At 44.6% G+C, this 17278-nt stretch carries 16 protein-coding genes; 15 read left to right on the forward strand and 1 reads right to left on the reverse strand.

What is annotated here, in order from left to right; genetic code table 11:
* Window positions 1-11 precede the first annotated feature (11 nt).
* The 14 genes from fdx to ACMAZD_RS03765 all read left to right on the forward strand — a co-directional run bounded on the left by fdx (window position 12) and on the right by ACMAZD_RS03765 (window position 14038).
* Entirely contained in the window at window positions 12-350 is a 339-nt protein-coding gene (fdx, locus tag ACMAZD_RS03700) for an ISC system 2Fe-2S type ferredoxin (protein ID WP_004735098.1), read from the forward strand.
* 92 nt (window positions 351-442) lie between these two features.
* The gene (iscX, locus tag ACMAZD_RS03705; protein ID WP_017098072.1) at window positions 443-643 is read left to right on the forward strand and encodes a Fe-S cluster assembly protein IscX; all 201 of its coding nucleotides are present in this window, start codon (window positions 443-445) and stop codon (window positions 641-643) included.
* Window positions 644-850: 207 nt separating this feature from the next.
* Window positions 851-2146, forward strand: a complete 1296-nt coding sequence (gene pepB / locus ACMAZD_RS03710; protein WP_435248613.1) for an aminopeptidase PepB — start codon at window positions 851-853, stop codon at window positions 2144-2146.
* A gap of 106 nt (window positions 2147-2252) precedes the next feature.
* Entirely contained in the window at window positions 2253-2687 is a 435-nt protein-coding gene (gene ndk, locus ACMAZD_RS03715) for a nucleoside-diphosphate kinase (protein ID WP_435248614.1), read from the forward strand.
* 274 nt (window positions 2688-2961) lie between these two features.
* Window positions 2962-4104, forward strand: coding sequence for a bifunctional tRNA (adenosine(37)-C2)-methyltransferase TrmG/ribosomal RNA large subunit methyltransferase RlmN (locus tag ACMAZD_RS03720; protein WP_435248615.1), 1143 nt, complete (start codon window positions 2962-2964; stop codon window positions 4102-4104).
* 440 nt (window positions 4105-4544) lie between these two features.
* The gene (rodZ, locus tag ACMAZD_RS03725; protein WP_435248616.1) at window positions 4545-5477 is read left to right on the forward strand and encodes a cytoskeleton protein RodZ; all 933 of its coding nucleotides are present in this window, start codon (window positions 4545-4547) and stop codon (window positions 5475-5477) included.
* Window positions 5478-5484: 7 nt separating this feature from the next.
* Window positions 5485-6606 (forward strand): flavodoxin-dependent (E)-4-hydroxy-3-methylbut-2-enyl-diphosphate synthase, encoded by a 1122-nt coding sequence (gene ispG / locus ACMAZD_RS03730; RefSeq protein ID WP_435248617.1) that lies wholly within the window; start codon window positions 5485-5487, stop codon window positions 6604-6606.
* A gap of 70 nt (window positions 6607-6676) precedes the next feature.
* On the forward strand, window positions 6677-7945 hold the full coding sequence (gene hisS / locus ACMAZD_RS03735) for a histidine--tRNA ligase (protein WP_435248618.1): 1269 nt from the start codon (window positions 6677-6679) through the stop codon (window positions 7943-7945).
* A 79-nt stretch (window positions 7946-8024) separates the two neighbouring features.
* Window positions 8025-8639 (forward strand): YfgM family protein, encoded by a 615-nt coding sequence (locus tag ACMAZD_RS03740; protein WP_435248619.1) that lies wholly within the window; start codon window positions 8025-8027, stop codon window positions 8637-8639.
* Window positions 8640-8649: 10 nt separating this feature from the next.
* Window positions 8650-9810, forward strand: coding sequence for an outer membrane protein assembly factor BamB (gene bamB / locus ACMAZD_RS03745; protein ID WP_435248620.1), 1161 nt, complete (start codon window positions 8650-8652; stop codon window positions 9808-9810).
* A 158-nt stretch (window positions 9811-9968) separates the two neighbouring features.
* Window positions 9969-11450, forward strand: a complete 1482-nt coding sequence (gene der / locus ACMAZD_RS03750) for a ribosome biogenesis GTPase Der (RefSeq protein ID WP_435248621.1) — start codon at window positions 9969-9971, stop codon at window positions 11448-11450.
* Window positions 11451-11581: 131 nt separating this feature from the next.
* Window positions 11582-12484 carry an alanyl-tRNA editing protein gene (locus tag ACMAZD_RS03755; protein ID WP_435248622.1) on the forward strand — a complete coding sequence of 301 codons (903 nt, stop codon included), beginning with the start codon at window positions 11582-11584 and terminating at the stop codon, window positions 12482-12484.
* 288 nt (window positions 12485-12772) lie between these two features.
* Window positions 12773-13774 carry a sensor domain-containing diguanylate cyclase gene (locus ACMAZD_RS03760; protein ID WP_435248623.1) on the forward strand — a complete coding sequence of 334 codons (1002 nt, stop codon included), beginning with the start codon at window positions 12773-12775 and terminating at the stop codon, window positions 13772-13774.
* Between the two features lie 36 nt (window positions 13775-13810).
* Entirely contained in the window at window positions 13811-14038 is a 228-nt protein-coding gene (locus ACMAZD_RS03765; protein ID WP_435248624.1) for a zinc ribbon domain-containing protein, read from the forward strand.
* An 84-nt stretch (window positions 14039-14122) separates the two neighbouring features.
* Here the strand turns inward: ACMAZD_RS03765 and xseA are convergent, their stop codons facing one another.
* Window positions 14123-15469 (reverse strand): exodeoxyribonuclease VII large subunit, encoded by a 1347-nt coding sequence (gene xseA, locus ACMAZD_RS03770; protein WP_435248625.1) that lies wholly within the window; start codon window positions 15467-15469, stop codon window positions 14123-14125.
* A 269-nt stretch (window positions 15470-15738) separates the two neighbouring features.
* On the opposite strand from xseA, the gene guaB reads away from it, so the two are divergent.
* Window positions 15739-17202, forward strand: coding sequence for an IMP dehydrogenase (gene guaB, locus ACMAZD_RS03775; RefSeq protein WP_435248626.1), 1464 nt, complete (start codon window positions 15739-15741; stop codon window positions 17200-17202).
* Window positions 17203-17278: the final 76 nt, after the last annotated feature.

Below are 17278 nucleotides of genomic sequence, written 5' to 3' on the forward strand. Positions count from 1 at the left end.
AATAGATAAACATGCCAAAGATTATTGTTTTACCTCACGAAGATCTATGTCCAGAAGGCGCTGTTTTAGAAGCAAAAACTGGTGAGACGGTTCTTGATGTTGCATTGAAGGCCGGTATTGGTATTGAACACGCATGTGAGAAGTCGTGTGCATGTACGACATGTCACGTCGTGATTCGTGAAGGTTTCGACTCATTAGAAGAAAGTGATGACCTAGAAGACGACATGCTTGATAAAGCTTGGGGTCTGGAAATGGAATCTCGTCTTGGTTGCCAAGCTAAAGTAGCTGATACTGACCTAGTAGTTGAGATTCCAAAGTACACATTGAACTTAGCTTCTGAAGAGCACTAAGCACTCAGCTCGACTAAACGTGTTAGTAAAACTGGCATAGAATATAAATCATTAAGATGACAAATCGTCGCTGATAAAGATAAGGAAGTGTTATGAGCTTGAAATGGATTGATTCGCGAGATATTGCGATTGAGCTATGTGATTTATACCCTGAGACTGATCCTAAAACCGTACGTTTTACGGACTTGCATCAATGGGTGTTAGATCTTGAAGATTTTGATGATGAGCCGAATCACTCGAATGAGAAAATTCTAGAGGCCATTATTTTATGCTGGATGGATGAGATGGACTAACCCTCTTGTTCTATAATTTGGCCGTTGGTTGGAATTTATCCAATATAAAACACAGCCAAGTTAACAATTCTTACTAAAAAAAGCGGACCTTATGGTCCGTTTTTTTATCAAAATGACATTTTACTTCTACATAATGCTAACATCAGAGCGCTAATAAAAAATAATCAGAATCACTCACTCAATGTGGTTCAAAGACAAGGAGAAATCATGTCTACACAGATGTCAGTATTTTTAAGTCAAGAAGCTGCCCAGCCTCAGTGGGGAGCAAAAGCTATCTTATCGTTTTCGGAAGCGGGAGCGACGATTCACATAGGTGAAGGCCACGATTTAGGTGCAGTTCAACGTGCTGGTCGTACGCTTGACGGACAAGGTATCGCACTGGTTGCACTTAGCGGTGAAGGCTGGGATCTAGAAAGTGTTTGGGCTTTTTATCAAGGCTACCGAGGACCAAAGAAAAAGAATGCATTGGAGTGGGATGCTCTAGCTGAAGCTGATCAAGTTGAATTAGAAGCACGTATCCGCGCAACAGATTGGACTCGTGACATCATCAACAAAACGGCTGAAGAAGTTGCCCCTCGTCAATTAGCGACAATGGCAGCGGAATACATCAAGTCAGTAGCACCTGCAGGCACTGTTAAAGCGAAAATCGTTAAAGACAAAGATCTCCTAACTGAAGGTTGGGAAGGCATCTACGCGGTAGGCCGCGGCTCTGAACGTACTTCAGCAATGCTTCAACTGGACTTCAACCCAACTGGCGATGAAAACGCACCTGTGTTTGCTTGTCTTGTGGGTAAAGGTATCACTTTCGACTCAGGCGGCTACAGCATCAAGCCAGGTCAATTCATGACAGCAATGAAGGCTGACATGGGTGGCGCTGCAACTATTACCGGCGGTTTAGGTCTAGCGATTGAACGCGGTCTGAACAAGCGTATCAAGCTTATCTTATGTTGTGCTGAGAACATGATCTCAGGTCGTGCATTGAAGCTTGGCGACATCATTACTTATAAAAATGGTAAGACTGTCGAGATCATGAATACCGATGCAGAAGGTCGTTTAGTTTTGGCTGATGGCTTGATGTTCGCAAGCGCTCAGAACCCAGAGTTGATCATCGACTGTGCAACGCTAACTGGCGCGGCTAAAAATGCATTAGGTAACGACTACCACGCACTATTGAGCTTTGATGATGAGTTGTCTCACCAAGCACTAACGGCTGCAAACCAAGAGAAAGAAGGCCTATGGCCATTGCCTCTTGCTGATTTCCACCGTGGTATGTTGCCTTCAAACTTTGCTGATCTTTCAAACATCAGCTCTGGTGATTACACACCGGGTGCAAGTACAGCTGCTGCGTTCCTTTCTTACTTTGTAGATGACTACAAAAAAGGCTGGGTTCACATGGACTGCGCGGGTACTTACCGTAAGTCATCAAGTGATAAGTGGGCTGCAGGCGCGACTGGTATGGGTGTTCGTACACTGGCTCGTCTTCTTATCGACCAAGCAAAATAATAATAAGAGTGAGCGGTGTTTCGATACCGCTTATTCAGAGACTCAGATCGAATGATCTTAGTAATTTCAGTATTTAATAACAAAAAAATGAAGTGAAGGAATCCCTATGGCTCTAGAAAGAACGTTCTCAATTGTTAAGCCGGATGCAGTTAAGCGTAACCTTGTCGGTGAAATCTACCACCGCATTGAAAAAGCTGGCCTACAGATTGTTGCCGCTAAAATGGTTTCTCTTACAGAAGCACAAGCAAGTGGCTTCTACGCAGAGCATGAAGGTAAAGAGTTCTTTGAACCACTTAAAGAGTTCATGACTTCTGGTCCTATCATGGTTCAAGTACTTGAAGGCGAAAACGCGATTGCTCGTTACCGTGAACTAATGGGTAAAACTAACCCGGAAGAAGCGGCATGCGGTACTATCCGTGCTGACTACGCAATCAGCATGCGTTACAACTCAGTACACGGCAGCGATAGCCCTGAGTCTGCCGCTCGCGAAATCGAATTCTTCTTCCCAGAATCTGAAATTTGCCCGCGTCCAGCTGAATAAGCAGACAACAGCAAGTATCAAAAAAGGCTTCACTTCGGTGAAGCCTTTTTCGTTTCTGGTGTGTTCTAGTGTCATTCCCGAAAGCGACGGAGGTACGAAATCGGGAATCTCGCTTTGAATTGGTTAAACTTAAGCAGGTAAATTTGGCTGTGTAAATTTTAATCGCTTAAGTTTGAATGTCTTAGTAAACACAAGGTTTTACAGAGCTTGTTGAAGTTGCCTAAAGGCTGTACAATTCGCGCCCTTAATTATTGTTCCGTCATTGAGAGGCATCATGACCACAGCTAAAGTCAATCTACTCGATTTTGATCGTAAAGGTCTTCGTAAATTTTTCACAGAAGAACTGAATGAGAAAGCGTTTCGAGCAGAGCAAGTGATGAAGTGGATTTATCACTTCGGTGTCGATGACTTCGAACAAATGAACAACATCAACAAAAAATTACGTGAGAAACTGCTGCAGCGCTGTGAGATTGTTGCACCTAGTGTTTCTGAAGCTCAGCACTCTGCGGATGGCACCATTAAATGGGCTATGAGTGTTGGTGACCAAGACGTTGAAACGGTATATATCCCAGATGGTGACCGTGCGACGCTATGTGTATCTTCGCAAGTCGGTTGTGCGCTTGAATGTAAATTCTGCTCTACGGCTCAACAAGGCTTCAACCGTAACCTGAAAGTTTCAGAGATCGTTGGTCAAATCTGGCGTGCTGCACGTGAAATCGGTTTAGAGAAAGAGACGGGTCGTCGTCCAATTACTAACGTCGTGATGATGGGTATGGGTGAGCCTCTGCTGAACATGAAGAACCTAATTCCATCATTGGAGCTGATGCTTGATGATCTGGGTTTCTCACTGTCTAAGCGTCGTGTAACAGTATCAACATCAGGTGTTGTTTCTGGTCTTGATCAGATGACAGACAACATCGATGTAGCTCTGGCGATTTCTCTACACGCACCAAACGATGCACTGCGTAGCCAAATCATGCCAATCAACGACCGTTGGGATATCCAAGATTTCCTAGCATCGGTTCGTCGTTACATTGCTTCTTCAAATGCTAACCGCGGCAAAGTAACGGTTGAGTACGTTCTATTGGATCATGTGAATGATGATATGGACCACGCTCGTGAACTTGCTGAGCTAATGAAAGATACGCCTTGTAAGATCAACTTGATTCCATTTAACCCTTACCCAGGTTCGCCTTACAAGAAGCCAAGCAACTCTCGTATTGATCGCTTCCAAAAAACGCTGATGGAATACAATTACACAGTAACGGTTCGTAAAACACGTGGTGATGATATTGATGCCGCATGTGGTCAACTGGTTGGTGATGTTATTGATAGAACCAAGCGTACTAAAATGCTGAAAGCCGCCTCTGAAGCTAACTTAATCGCAGGTGATGTAATTCAAGTAAAAGCGGTTTAAATACCATTTAGAACGAAACAAGCCAGAAGGATTCCTTCTGGCTTGTTGCTTTTCTGGAAGGTGAATTTCCAATAATTGGATTCTTTCCCCACGCTTTCTTACATTTTTCGTTAAATTTTGGACAAAACCATGAGCTGACGGTAAATTTTGTCGAAAGTGTTTTTGCCTTGTAATGGCATTAGCTTATGATTAAATAATCTTAAATTAATTTAAGTGCTCGCTTGTTACCCGATAATCGTCAATGTGTCTATTTAGGTTGGCTACTTGATAAACTAGCTTCCTGAGAAAATCGCTCACCAACAGCGTGTGGTTTTCTACTTTAAGGGGTGATGAAATGGGTTGCAGGACAAATTCCACATAGTAGGTTGTAAGATTGAGCTTAAACGAAAATAAAAAATGCTCTCATCAGCCTGCGATAATTATTTAGAAGTTCACTCTCTATGAACACAGAACACGAAACACAAACACAACCGAAAGAAACTGTCGCTCCAGCAATTGAAGCGGGAACGCTGCTCAAAAATAAACGAGAATCTCTGGGTTTAACACAAAAGCAGATTTCTGATCGTTTGAAGCTGCGTGTTACGCTGATCCAACAAATTGAAGAAAACCAATTTGAGTCCGATCAGGTTGCCACCTTTATGCGTGGTTATATCCGTTCATACGCGAAATACGTTAATCTTGATGAAAAAGTGGTGTTGAACGCACTTCATCATGCTGGTGACGCTCAACATCAAGAACAAGAAATGCTGAGTTTTTCTCGTAAGACAAAAACAGAAAAGCACAACAGCCGTATTATGATCCTCACATGGAGCATCTTTGCTGTGATTGCGGGTATCTCATCACTTTGGTGGTGGCAGAACCAGCAGCAAGACACCTTATCTCAATCTCTTGCCAATACTGAAAGTTCGGAAGAGCTAGTGGTAGAGGAGTCGCTTGATCCTGAATTGACTTCGTTAGAGGTGATTGAAGCTGAGCAAAATACTGCGCAGCCTTCAGCGACTGAAAGTACGGATGAACTTACAGTGGTTAGCGCGGCCGAGGCTTCAGAGAATATCGAGCAAGCTAAAGATACACAAGACGTTGCAGAGGTTCCCCCTGTGGCGGCTGAACCAGAGACAGTGACGCCTGAACCTGTAGCCAACGAGCTAGTGATGCAGTTTTCTGCAGACTGTTGGATCCAAGTTAAAGATGCGGCAGGCAAGACTTTGTCTACTGGTATTAAAAAAGCAGGTCAGACACTTAATCTTTCAGGAACTGCGCCATACAAAGTGATTCTAGGTGCGCCAGAGGGCGTATCAATGACATTTGCAAGTGAACCCGTTGACCTTTCTGGGTATACTTCAGGCAAAGTAGCTAGAATAACCTTACCTTAGAGTTTATATGCAACACGAATCTCCTATTATTCGTCGCAAATCAACCCGTATTTATGTGGGTGATGTGCCGATCGGTGATGGTGCACCAATTGCTGTGCAATCCATGACCAACACAAGAACAACTGATGTCGCTGCGACCGTTGCTCAAATTAGAGCTTTGGAAAAAGTTGGCGCTGATATCGTTCGCGTATCTGTGCCGACTATGGATGCCGCTGAAGCGTTTAAGCTAATCAAGCAGCAGGTCTCTGTTCCTTTGGTAGCTGACATTCACTTCGACTACCGTATAGCCCTTAAAGTGGCAGAGTACGGTGTTGACTGTCTGCGTATTAACCCTGGTAACATCGGTAACGAAAGCCGCATTCGCTCTGTTGTGGATTGTGCTCGTGATATGAATATCCCGATTCGTATTGGTGTTAACGGTGGTTCTCTTGAAAAAGAGATCCAAGAGAAATACACAGAGCCGACAGCAGAAGCTCTGGTTGAATCCGCAATGCGTCACGTAGATATCCTAGACCGTTTGAACTTTGATCAATTTAAAGTCAGTGTTAAGGCCTCTGATGTATTCCTAGCCGTCGGTTCTTACCGTTTGCTGGCTAAGCAGATTGATCAACCTTTGCACCTTGGTATTACCGAGGCGGGTGGTGCTCGTGCTGGTTCTGTGAAATCAGCGGTAGGTTTGGGCATGCTTCTTTCTGAAGGTATCGGCGATACGCTGCGTATCTCTCTAGCAGCAGATCCAATCGAAGAGATTAAAGTTGGCTTTGATATTCTTAAATCTTTACGCATTCGCTCGCGTGGCATCAACTTCATTGCGTGTCCGAGCTGTTCTCGTCAAGAATTCGATGTTATCAACACCGTTAACGCTCTTGAAGAGCGCTTAGAAGACGTTATTACTCCGATGGATGTATCAATCATCGGTTGTGTGGTTAACGGCCCTGGCGAAGCTGAAGTGTCTCACTTAGGTTTGGCGGGTAGTGCACGCAAGAGTGCCTTCTACGAAGACGGTAAACGCCAGAAAGAGCGTTTTGACAACGATGACCTTATCGATAAGCTTGAAGCGAAGATCCGAGCAAAAGCATCGGTGCTTGATAAAGCAAATCGCATTGATGTAGAAAACTTAGAAGATTAATACAACGCGATGGGGTGTGATTGTCTATTCGCACTAACACCTGGTCGTGAGAAATTACGGAATAAATACTGTGGCTAAAAATATCCAAGCAATTCGAGGCATGAACGACTGCCTTCCAACTCAATCACCACTGTGGCAGAAAGTAGAAAGCGCAGTTAAAAGTGTGGTGAGCGCATACGGTTACAACGAAGTGCGTATGCCTATCGTTGAAGAAACGAATCTATTTAGCCGTGCGGTTGGTGAAGAAACTGACGTTGTTTCAAAAGAGATGTACACGTTTGATGACCGTAATGGCGACAGCCTAACGCTGCGTCCAGAAGGCACAGCAGGTTGTGTACGTTCATGTATTCAAAATAGCCTTATCAACCGTGATGAACAGCGCCTATGGTACATGGGTCCGATGTTCCGTCATGAGCGTCCTCAAAAAGGTCGTTACCGTCAATTCCACCAATGTGGTGTGGAAGTGTTTGGCCTAGACGGTCCAGACGTAGACGCTGAACTTATTATGATGACAGCACGTCTATGGCGTGAGCTAGGCATCGACAAACACGTTCGCCTAGAACTGAACTCAATCGGTTCTCAAGAAGATCGCGTAAGCTACCGCACTGCTTTAGTGGCTTTCCTTGAGCAACACATCGATGTGCTTGATGACGATTGTAAACGTCGCATGCATACGAACCCTTTACGTGTACTGGATACTAAGAACCCAGACGTTCAAGCTATCTTAGGTGACGCACCTCGACTATCTGAATATCTGGGTGAAGAGTCAAAGCAACATTTTGCTGGTTTGTGTGAACTTCTTGACGCTGTTGGTATCGAATACCAAGTTAACGAGCGTCTAGTACGTGGCCTAGATTACTACAACCGCACAGTATTTGAGTGGATCACTGACAGCCTAGGCGCGCAAGGTACAGTATGTGGCGGTGGCCGTTACGATGGTCTTGTCGAGCAACTAGGCGGTAAAGCAACTAATGCTGTTGGTTTTGCAATGGGTCTAGAGCGTCTAGTTCTAATGATGGAAACGCTAGAACTTACAGAAGTTCGTCGTAGCGTTGACGTATACATGGTTGCTGCTGGCGAAGGTACAATGATCGCGGGTATGCAGTTAGCGAATCAATTACGTGACACCGTTAAAGGCGTACGCGTGATGAACCACTTCGGTGGTGGTAGCTTTAAGAAGCAATTCAAGCGTGCTGATAAAGTAGGTGCTGTTGTGGCGCTAGTGCTTGGTGAGAACGAAGTTGCTGACAATACAGTTGTGCTAAAAGATTTGGTTGGCGGCGTGCAAGAAACCGTGTCTCAAACGGAAGTTGCAGAGAAAGTAGCTGCGCTAATCTAGTTAGCCATTGAGCAAACGCTCATCATGAATATTAACGTCAGCACTATGCTGGCGTTTAAAGAATTAAAGAGGACAGGAAGTGGAACTTTACGATAGCGAAGAGCAACAAGTTGAAGCCATTAAAGATTGGTGGAAAGAGAACGGTAAAGCCGTAATCTTTGGTGCGGTTATTGGTTTAGGTGGTTTATTTGGCTGGCGCTATTACCAAGATTCAGTCGTTGAAGCGCGTGAAGCAGCTTCAGAAAGCTACACCTCTGTAATTTCAGCTCTTGATACTAAGGGCGTTGATGCTCAATCTGATATTCAAGCTTTCATCGACGCAAACAAAGGCGCTGAATACTCTGTTCTTGCTGCTATGCAGTTAGCTAAAGCACAAGTTCAATCGGGTGATCTTGCAGCAGCTCTTGAACAGCTTGAGTGGGCAAAATCGGCAACGAAGGACGCGGCATTAGCGCCACTACTAACTTACCGTGTTGCTCGTATCAAAGCTGAGCAAGGTGAATTTGACGCAGCGTTGACTGATCTTGAAGCGATGACTGACGAATCTTGGAAAGGCCGTGTTGCTGAACTACGAGGTGATATCTCACTTCGTAAAGGCGACACAAATGCGGCTTACAGTGCTTACTCTGAAGCTCAACAAGCTGCTGATGCGAGCCAAACGCTTCAAATTAAACTTGACGACCTAGCTAAATAAGGCGCTTTGAATGAAGAAGATGTTTCCCAAAGCAGCGTTGTGTGCGATTGCTCTTGGCCTGTTAGCCGGTTGTGCGGGTGAAGAAGACACCGTCATCATGGCTCCAGTACCAACAGTAAACAGCGAGTTCACTCCTAAGCAGGAATGGTCTACGTCGGTTGGTGATGGTGTTGGTCATTACTTTTCAAAATTAACGCCTAAGCTTGCTTACGACAAAGTGTTTGTCGCAAGTCGCGAAGGTATTGTTAAAGCGCTTGATCCTGAAACGGGTAAAAAGTTGTGGGAAACTGATCTTGAAAAAGATCTGCTCGCACGCTTATCAGGTGGTCTAACAGCGGCTTACGGCAAAGTGTTCCTAGGCTCTGAAAATGGCGAAGTGATCGCGTTAGACGAATCGACAGGTGAAGAACTGTGGCGTGTATCAGTCAACGGTGAGGTGCTTACATCTCCTGCAACTGAAAGCAACATGGTATTGGTTCATACCAGTCGCGGCATGATGATCGCTTTGGATCAAGAAAGCGGCGAACAGAAGTGGACGATTAGCACTGAAGTTCCAAGCCTAACATTACGTGGTGATAGTGCTCCTGTTGCTGTTTCTGGTGGTGTTTTCTGGGGAACGGCAAATGGTCGCTTGGCTGCTGCTATCGTTGACCGTGGTCAGCTGATTTGGCAACAACCAGTTGGCACGCCAAAAGGCGCAACTGAAATTGATCGTTTGGTTGATGTTGATGCGTCACCTGTTGTTCTTGGCGGCACGCTGTATACCGTTGGTATTAATGGTCAGTTGATTGCAATCGATCTTCGTTCTGGTAAGCCAGTTTGGAAGCGTAACTACTCGTCAGCGATTGATTTGGCGAGCGATGGTAGTCGTTTGTTCGTAGTAACAGATAAAGACCACGTGGTTGCAGTCGATGCGCGTAGCGGCACTGAACTATGGAGCACTCCATTGTTAGAAAACCGCTTACTGACCGCACCTGCTATTATTAATGGTTATGTAGTCGTGGGTGATACAGAAGGTTATCTGCACTGGTTAGATCGTTCATCGGGTGAGTTTGTTGCCCAGCAGTTAGTTAATGATAGCGGCTTTGCGGTTGCGCCTATTGAACTACCTGAAGGCTACTTAGTGACGACTCGCAATGGCGATGTAAAGAAACTAACGATTAGCCAATAAAAGCGTGATATAATTCACAGTCGGCTCCTGGTTGGTAACAGCTAGGAGCCGTTTTGTTGTTATAAATTAATAAACCATGTGGTTATAGGTAAGAGTTTAAACTTGCGAACAAGTGCTTACCTATAACTACATTTAGAGAAGAAATTGTAGAGGTTGTTATGGTACCTGTTGTTGCTCTAGTAGGGCGTCCGAACGTAGGTAAATCTACGTTATTTAACCGATTGACTCGAACTCGTGATGCATTGGTTGCGGATTTCCCTGGCTTAACGCGTGACCGTAAATACGGCCATGCGTATTTTAGTGAGCATGACTTTATTGTTATCGACACTGGTGGTATCGACGGTACCGAAGAAGGTGTTGAAACGAAAATGGCTGAACAGTCGCTAGCGGCGATTGATGAGGCTGATGTCGTTCTGTTTATGGTAGATGGCCGTGCGGGTCTGACACCTTCAGATGTGGCTATTGCTAAGCACCTTCGTCAGCTAGAAAAGCCTTCAATGCTAGTAGTAAACAAGGTTGATGGTATCGACCCTGATGCTGCAAGTGCTGATTTCTGGCAGCTAGGCGTTGAAGACATGTATCAAATCGCAGCGGCACACGGTCGTGGTGTAACCGCACTGATTGACCTTGCACTTAACCCATTCGCTGAAGCGCTAAAAGCTGAGAATGGTGAAGTAAGCGATTTGACTGAGTTTGAAGACGAAGAAGAAGAGCAAGTTGATTTCACTGAAGAAGAAGCGGAAGAAGAATTCAAGCGCCTTCAAGATCAACCGATTAAGCTAGCGATCATTGGTCGACCTAACGTAGGTAAATCAACACTAACTAACCGTATTCTTGGTGAAGAACGTGTTGTTGTTTACGATATGCCAGGTACAACTCGTGACTCTATCTATATTCCGATGCAGCGTGATGAGCGTGAATACGTTCTGATTGATACTGCGGGTGTTCGTCGTCGTAAAAACATCAATGAAACCGTAGAGAAGTTCTCTGTAGTTAAAACACTGAAAGCGATTGAAGACGCTAACGTTGTTCTACTTCTGATTGATGCTCGAGACAACATCTCTGATCAAGACTTAAGCTTGTTAGGCTTTGCGCTGAATGCTGGTCGTTCAATTGTTATTGCAGTAAACAAGTGGGATGGTCTAGACAGCGATGTTAAAGATCGCGTTAAGAAAGAACTAGACCGCCGTTTAGGTTTCGTTGATTTTGCACGTATTCACTTTATCTCTGCACTTCACGGTACAGGTGTTGGTCACTTGTTTGAATCTGTTCAAGAGGCTTACAAGTCAGCGACAACACGTGTTGGTACTTCTGTTCTGACTCGTATCATGAAAATGGCAACCGATGATCACCAACCACCTATGGTTCGTGGCCGTCGTGTGAAACTGAAATACGCGCACGCTGGTGGTTATAACCCACCTATTATCGTTATCCACGGTAACCAAGTTCGTAACTTGCCAGATTCGTACAAACGATTCCTAATGAACTACTACCGTCGCTCACTAGAGATCATGGGTACACCGATTCGCATTCAATTCCAGAACAGCGAAAACCCGTTTGAAGCGAAAACAAACAAGCTAACGATTTCTCAAGAACGCAAACGTAAGCGTATGATGAGCATGATGAAAGGCCGTAAGTAACCCTTTTTAATCGATTTGATACCCGAGCCTGTCTCGGGTATTTTTTTAAGCAAAATTCACGTTAAGCCATACCAATATGTTTTTATCATAATGGCTTAACGAATCAGACTAGATTCCAAAAGAAGAATGATATGACTACTAGCGATTTGATTACACCTGCGTCGGCAATTACACCAACCCTTACTCAATTCTGTCATCAGACTTGGCAGCTCAATGCGAAAGTGCTTTATGTTGAGAACAATGATAGTCAGACCTACGTGATTACCAATTTGACACCTTTTCACCCTGTTAGTCATATTTGGCCCGATCACCCTGCTGACCGAGGTTTTGTCAGCGTAAATGGTGAACAGTATATTGTTGAAGATTGTCTTGTTGGAGCAATAGAACAATCCACTGGCAAACTTTGTATCGCAGCAGATATTCCTGTTAAGCGCGATACGGAAGGCTGGGCGTTTGTGGTTGTTCACCAACTACCTGCATCAGCTTCCATGATTAATATTGGCGATGAAGTTGAGTTATCGGTTGATGAAGAATACCAAGCAAGCTTGAGCCGTGGGCATAGTGCTGGTCATATCGCTTTCTTAGCGTTGAATAAAGTCTTGGCTGAGAGTTACTGGCGCAAAAATGCGGATAGAAAAGATCCACTTGGTAGTTATGACTTCAATAGCTACGCTCAAGTCACCAGCTTTGTGACCCCAGAACTATGTACCGACAAGTATCGTTTGGGCAAAACCTTGAAGAAGCGCGGCTTGAACGTCGCAGACATGCTAGCAAACCTTGAAGGGGTTGAAGCCGACATCAATCAAATGATAGCAGGCTGGCTAACCGAGTCTACTTCAGTCGTAATGAGGCTGGAAGGCGAGGCATTAACGGATTCTCGTTACTGGGAATGGCAGTTTAATGCAGACACTCTCGTGTCTATTCCGTGTGGTGGTACTCACATTGAGAATACGTCAGAGCTTAAGGTATTATCGGTTAAGTTAACCCAGTTAGATGACCAACATATTGAAATGCTGACGCATGTAATTCGATGATTTAGGTTATATAACGAAATAGCTTGTGCTGTTTATTGTGTTCTAATATGTAACTTTTAATATAAATGACCATTTAAAATTGAAATGCAGCACATGTAACTTATGCTTTCGGTGTGTGGTGATATAAATATTCTTTTCGGGGTAGATCGCTGATCAAAATAGATAAAGCGAAAGATCAACCTATGATCTTCGGTTGTGTATCGTACTAATTTAGTGTGTTATTATTAACCAATAACAGCTTGCATAAGAACAAGCTGTAGCCGATTACACAATTGAAAGCTTTAGTGAATGGAACAACAATTTTTATTAGAAGGTCACCGAGCAGTCAACAGTTTGCTTCGAAAGCTTGCCCTTGGGATGGATCGCAAGGACTTAAATCATAAGATCATTCAGCTTACTGAGCAGCTTTTTGGCCAGCGTATGGCTTCAATCTTACTGCTCAACTCCGAATCAAAGACTCTGCATCTTGAATATGCCCCTAATCTACCTGATTTTTATAATCAACAAATAGAAGGGGTCGGTATTGGTGCTGGGATTGGTTCTTGTGGTGAGGCGGCGGCGCTTAAAAAAGCCGTTATGATCTCCAATATTAATACACACCCAAATTGGGCACCTTTCTTAGCTTTAACCAATCAAGCTAATCTTCATTCGTGTTGGTCAGTACCAATCATTTCTTCACATGGTCATGTGTTAGGTACCTTTGCGATTTACAGCAAATACGTCTCTGAACCCCATGAATTTGAACTCGAGATCTTAGAGTTATTGGCTTCCTTATATTCTGTGGCTTTAGAGAAATATGAGTTGGAGAATCAACTCAACTTTTTTGCTAATCGAGACTCCCTGACACACAGTTTAAATCGCCGAGCATTGCTGAGAGAAGCCGAGCAGGTGTTAACCAAGCCCTGCTTTGCTGAAAAAATGATGGCGTGTCTGTTTGTCGATGTCGATCAATTCAAGTCGATCAATGATACCTACGGCCATAGTTTTGGTGATGATGTGTTGTTAGCGGTTGCAAAAGTGCTCGATGAGGAAACCACAGCCTGCGCCAAGATCGGGCGTTATGGTGGCGATGAGTTTGTCGTGTTCCCTTGCTTTGATGATAAAGAAAGTATTCTTAGCTTTTACCGCAGTTTAGAAAGAATCTTGGAACAAGCCCTTTATATCAACGATACTCAGTTCACCGCCAGTGTTGGGCTTTCTTATGAGAAAGATCCTGAGTCATTAGAAACCTTGATCGCACAAGCCGACAAGAACATGTACCAAATCAAGCAAGCTAAGTCTCAGCGGTAGTAGATTGTATAAATCGCAGTGAATTAGGAAGTGCTAATGAGTGAAAATATCCGCCCTAAGTGCCAGTCAGAGCTAGGCTGGGATGGCAAGCATCACTGTGAAAGTTGTCAGGCTCACTTTACCAAAGTTGGTTTTTGCCCTGAGTGCAGCAGCCAATTAGAGAAGCTTCAAGCCTGTGGTGCCGCGAGCTATTTTTGTAATGGCGATTGCAACGAGCTTAAACCGAAGTCGAGAGTAAAGTTCGAATTCCAACCTGCGGAATAACTCTTTTACTTAGGGTTCTTGTTAGATACAAAAAAGCCCTGTCGATTATCGATAGGGCTTTCTGGTTTTAAATGATTTTTAAAGCTAAAACTCGCTCTTAGCGACTCTTGTTGTTACTTGCGACTCAATTACACCATCTTCTATTTGAGTGGTGATCACTTCACCCACTTCGACATCGTTAATTGATGACACAGTCTTGCTCGATGCTGAATGAGTAATGCTGTAGCCACGTTTTAGGGTTGCCAGTGGACTGACGGTTTCTAATTTCTCGGCAGCCATTGCTAGCTGGTGGCGAGTGGTTAGTAATGTCTTATCCATTGCATCCAATAGCTTTTGCTCTGAACGTTGCAGATGCAGTTTCTGTTCGCCAAGGCGTTTCACTGGCGAGCTTAACTGAAGCTGATGCTGCTTACGTTCAACTCTTTGTGCATGCTGCTTTAGGTATTGGGTCATACCGAGACGTAAACGCATGTCTAAGTCATCAAGCTGCTGACTCTGCTTTTGCAATTGGTAGCTCGGGTGTTGCTTCTCTAAGCGGTATTTCAACGTTTGAGTTGATTGCGCTTGTTTGATTAACACATGACGAATCGCACTCACTAAACGAGCACGTTTAGAGGCAAAACCTTGCTCTTTATGACTGTTATCACGGCTAACTAATTCAGCGGCAGCTGATGGCGTTGGAGCGCGCATATCGGCGACAAAATCCGCGATAGTGACGTCAACTTCGTGGCCAACGGCGCTGATAATCGGGATCTGACTTGCTGCAATCGTGCGAGCTACGATCTCATTATTGAAGCACCATAAATCTTCTAATGAACCGCCGCCACGACCAACGATCAATACATCACATTCGTTGCGCTCATTGGCACGTCCAATCGCTTGAGCGATCTGAATCGAAGCTCCTTCACCTTGAACCATGGTCGGATACACGATGACTGGCAATGAAGGATCGCGCCTTTTCAGTACGTCTAGAATATCAAACAGTGCAGCGCCGGTTTTAGAGGTGATGACACCAACGCATTTGGGGTGTTCTGGCAGAATTTGTTTACTGGACTGAGCAAATAGCCCTTCTGCAGCGAGGTTCATCTTCAGCTTTTCAAACTCTTGCTGAAGCTTACCGTCACCTTCTGGCTGCATGCTTTCAATAATTAGTTGATAGTCACCGCGTGGCTCATAAAGAGACAGACGAGCTTTGACTAGTACTTGATTACCGTTCTGAGGCTTAAAAGTCACACGGCGGTTGTTGCCACGAAACATAGCGCACTTAACCTGAGCGCGAGAGTCTTTAAGCGTGAGGTACCAGTGACCAGAGACAGGTGCAGAGAAGTTTGAGATTTCACCAACGAGCCAGACTATTCCCATTTCGTTTTCTAATAGGAGACGAACCTCTGAGTTGAGGCGAGAAACAGTAAAGATGTTTGGATTAGTCATAGAAGCACTATCTTTCCTTGAAGGAAGGTCTTTCTTGGAATCTCACAGGGCGTGAGTATGGAAGATAGCGGCAATATAATACATAGCAAGGAGGTAAATGCAAATTAAAAATACAAAAATGTGTAGCCAAGCGATTTCTTTGGCCGTATAATCCGTCCGCAATATCTAATCCAAATGCAGTTTGATTTTCCTTAATTGGCTGCCCTCATTAGGCGAAACGGTGAGATTGGATTGTTTCTTTTTACTCCTATTATTGTGAGATATTGCAAATGCTAAGAATTGCCAAAGAAGCGCTGACATTCGACGACGTACTGCTAGTGCCAGCACACTCCACCGTTCTCCCTAATACAGCTGATCTTCGCACTCAGCTGACGAAGAATATTTCCCTAAACATCCCAATGATCTCTGCATCGATGGATACTGTGACAGAAGCTCGCCTAGCGATTGCACTGGCACAAGAAGGCGGAATAGGCTTCATTCATAAGAACATGTCTATTGAACAGCAAGCTGAAATGGTTCGCCAGGTTAAAATTTACGAAGCAGGTGTGGTTTCTCACCCTGTTACTGTAAACCCTGACGCGACAATCGCTGATGTTGTAGCTCTTACTCAAAAACACGGCTTCGCCGGTTTCCCTGTTGTTACTGAAACAAACGAACTTGTTGGTATTATTACTGGCCGTGACGTTCGCTTTGTGACTGACCTTTCTAAGAAAGTTGACGTAGTAATGACGCCTAAAGCTCGCCTTGCTTCTGTTAAAGAAGGTGCAACTCGTGAAGAAGTTCAAGAGAAAATGCACGAAGCGCGTGTTGAAAAAGTTCTTGTTGTCAATGATGAATTCCAACTAACGGGAATGATCACTGCAAAAGATTTCCACAAAGCAGAACGTAAACCAAACGCTTGTAAAGATGAGCGCGGCAGCCTACGTGTAGGTGCAGCTGTTGGTGCTGGTGCTGGCAATGAAGAGCGCGTAGCTGCTCTAGTTGAAGCTGGCGTAGACGTTCTACTTATCGACTCTTCACACGGTCACTCTGAAGGCGTACTTAACCGTATCCGTGATACGCGTGCTGCATACCCTGATCTACAAATCATCGGTGGTAACGTAGCAACGGGCGCTGGCGCTCGTGCTCTTATCGAAGCGGGTGTTAGTGCGGTTAAAGTAGGTATCGGCCCGGGTTCAATCTGTACGACTCGTATCGTTACTGGTGTTGGTGTTCCTCAAGTAACAGCAATCGCAGACGCAGCTGAAGTGGCAAACGAATACGGTATTCCAGTAATCGCAGATGGCGGTATCCGCTTCTCTGGCGATATCTGTAAAGCTATCGTTGCTGGCGCATCTTGTGTGATGGTTGGTTCAATGTTAGCGGGTACTGAAGAAGCTCCGGGTGAAGTTATCCTTTATAACGGTCGTTCTTACAAGTCTTACCGTGGTATGGGGTCTCTTGGCGCTATGTCTCAAGGTTCTTCTGACCGTTACTTCCAATCTGACAACGCTGCAGATAAGCTTGTTCCAGAAGGTATTGAAGGTCGTATCGCATACAAAGGTCGTCTAAAAGAGATCGTTCACCAACAGATGGGCGGTCTACGCTCAAGCATGGGGCTAACAGGTTCTGCAACTGTTGAAGACATGCGTACTAAAGCTGAGTTTGTTCGTATCTCTGGTGCGGGCATGAAAGAATCTCACGTACACGATGTTCAAATCACGAAAGAAGCACCTAACTACCGTTTAGGTTAATAATACGTCCAAACGTTTGAATAATGTGCTGATTTAGTCGGCACATTACTATACCAATCGTAGTAAATAACTGGTC

Source organism: Vibrio sp. nBUS_14 (assembly GCF_051201655.1).
GTDB lineage: Bacteria > Pseudomonadota > Gammaproteobacteria > Enterobacterales > Vibrionaceae > Vibrio.

What these genes read in the sequence shown, in the direction of transcription:
- fdx (WP_004735098.1), top strand. Translation starts at nt 12, where the DNA reads ATGCCAAAGATTATTGTTTTACCTCACGAAGATCTATGTCCAGAAGGC.
- iscX (WP_017098072.1), top strand. Translation starts at nt 443, where the DNA reads ATGAGCTTGAAATGGATTGATTCGCGAGATATTGCGATTGAGCTATGT.
- pepB (WP_435248613.1), top strand. Translation starts at nt 851, where the DNA reads ATGTCTACACAGATGTCAGTATTTTTAAGTCAAGAAGCTGCCCAGCCT.
- ndk (WP_435248614.1), top strand. Translation starts at nt 2,253, where the DNA reads ATGGCTCTAGAAAGAACGTTCTCAATTGTTAAGCCGGATGCAGTTAAG.
- ACMAZD_RS03720 (WP_435248615.1), top strand. Translation starts at nt 2,962, where the DNA reads ATGACCACAGCTAAAGTCAATCTACTCGATTTTGATCGTAAAGGTCTT.
- rodZ (WP_435248616.1), top strand. Translation starts at nt 4,545, where the DNA reads ATGAACACAGAACACGAAACACAAACACAACCGAAAGAAACTGTCGCT.
- ispG (WP_435248617.1), top strand. Translation starts at nt 5,485, where the DNA reads ATGCAACACGAATCTCCTATTATTCGTCGCAAATCAACCCGTATTTAT.
- bamB (WP_435248620.1), top strand. Translation starts at nt 8,650, where the DNA reads ATGAAGAAGATGTTTCCCAAAGCAGCGTTGTGTGCGATTGCTCTTGGC.
- der (WP_435248621.1), top strand. Translation starts at nt 9,969, where the DNA reads ATGGTACCTGTTGTTGCTCTAGTAGGGCGTCCGAACGTAGGTAAATCT.
- ACMAZD_RS03755 (WP_435248622.1), top strand. Translation starts at nt 11,582, where the DNA reads ATGACTACTAGCGATTTGATTACACCTGCGTCGGCAATTACACCAACC.
- ACMAZD_RS03760 (WP_435248623.1), top strand. Translation starts at nt 12,773, where the DNA reads ATGGAACAACAATTTTTATTAGAAGGTCACCGAGCAGTCAACAGTTTG.
- ACMAZD_RS03765 (WP_435248624.1), top strand. Translation starts at nt 13,811, where the DNA reads ATGAGTGAAAATATCCGCCCTAAGTGCCAGTCAGAGCTAGGCTGGGAT.
- xseA (WP_435248625.1), bottom strand. Translation starts at nt 15,469, where the DNA reads ATGACTAATCCAAACATCTTTACTGTTTCTCGCCTCAACTCAGAGGTT.
- guaB (WP_435248626.1), top strand. Translation starts at nt 15,739, where the DNA reads ATGCTAAGAATTGCCAAAGAAGCGCTGACATTCGACGACGTACTGCTA.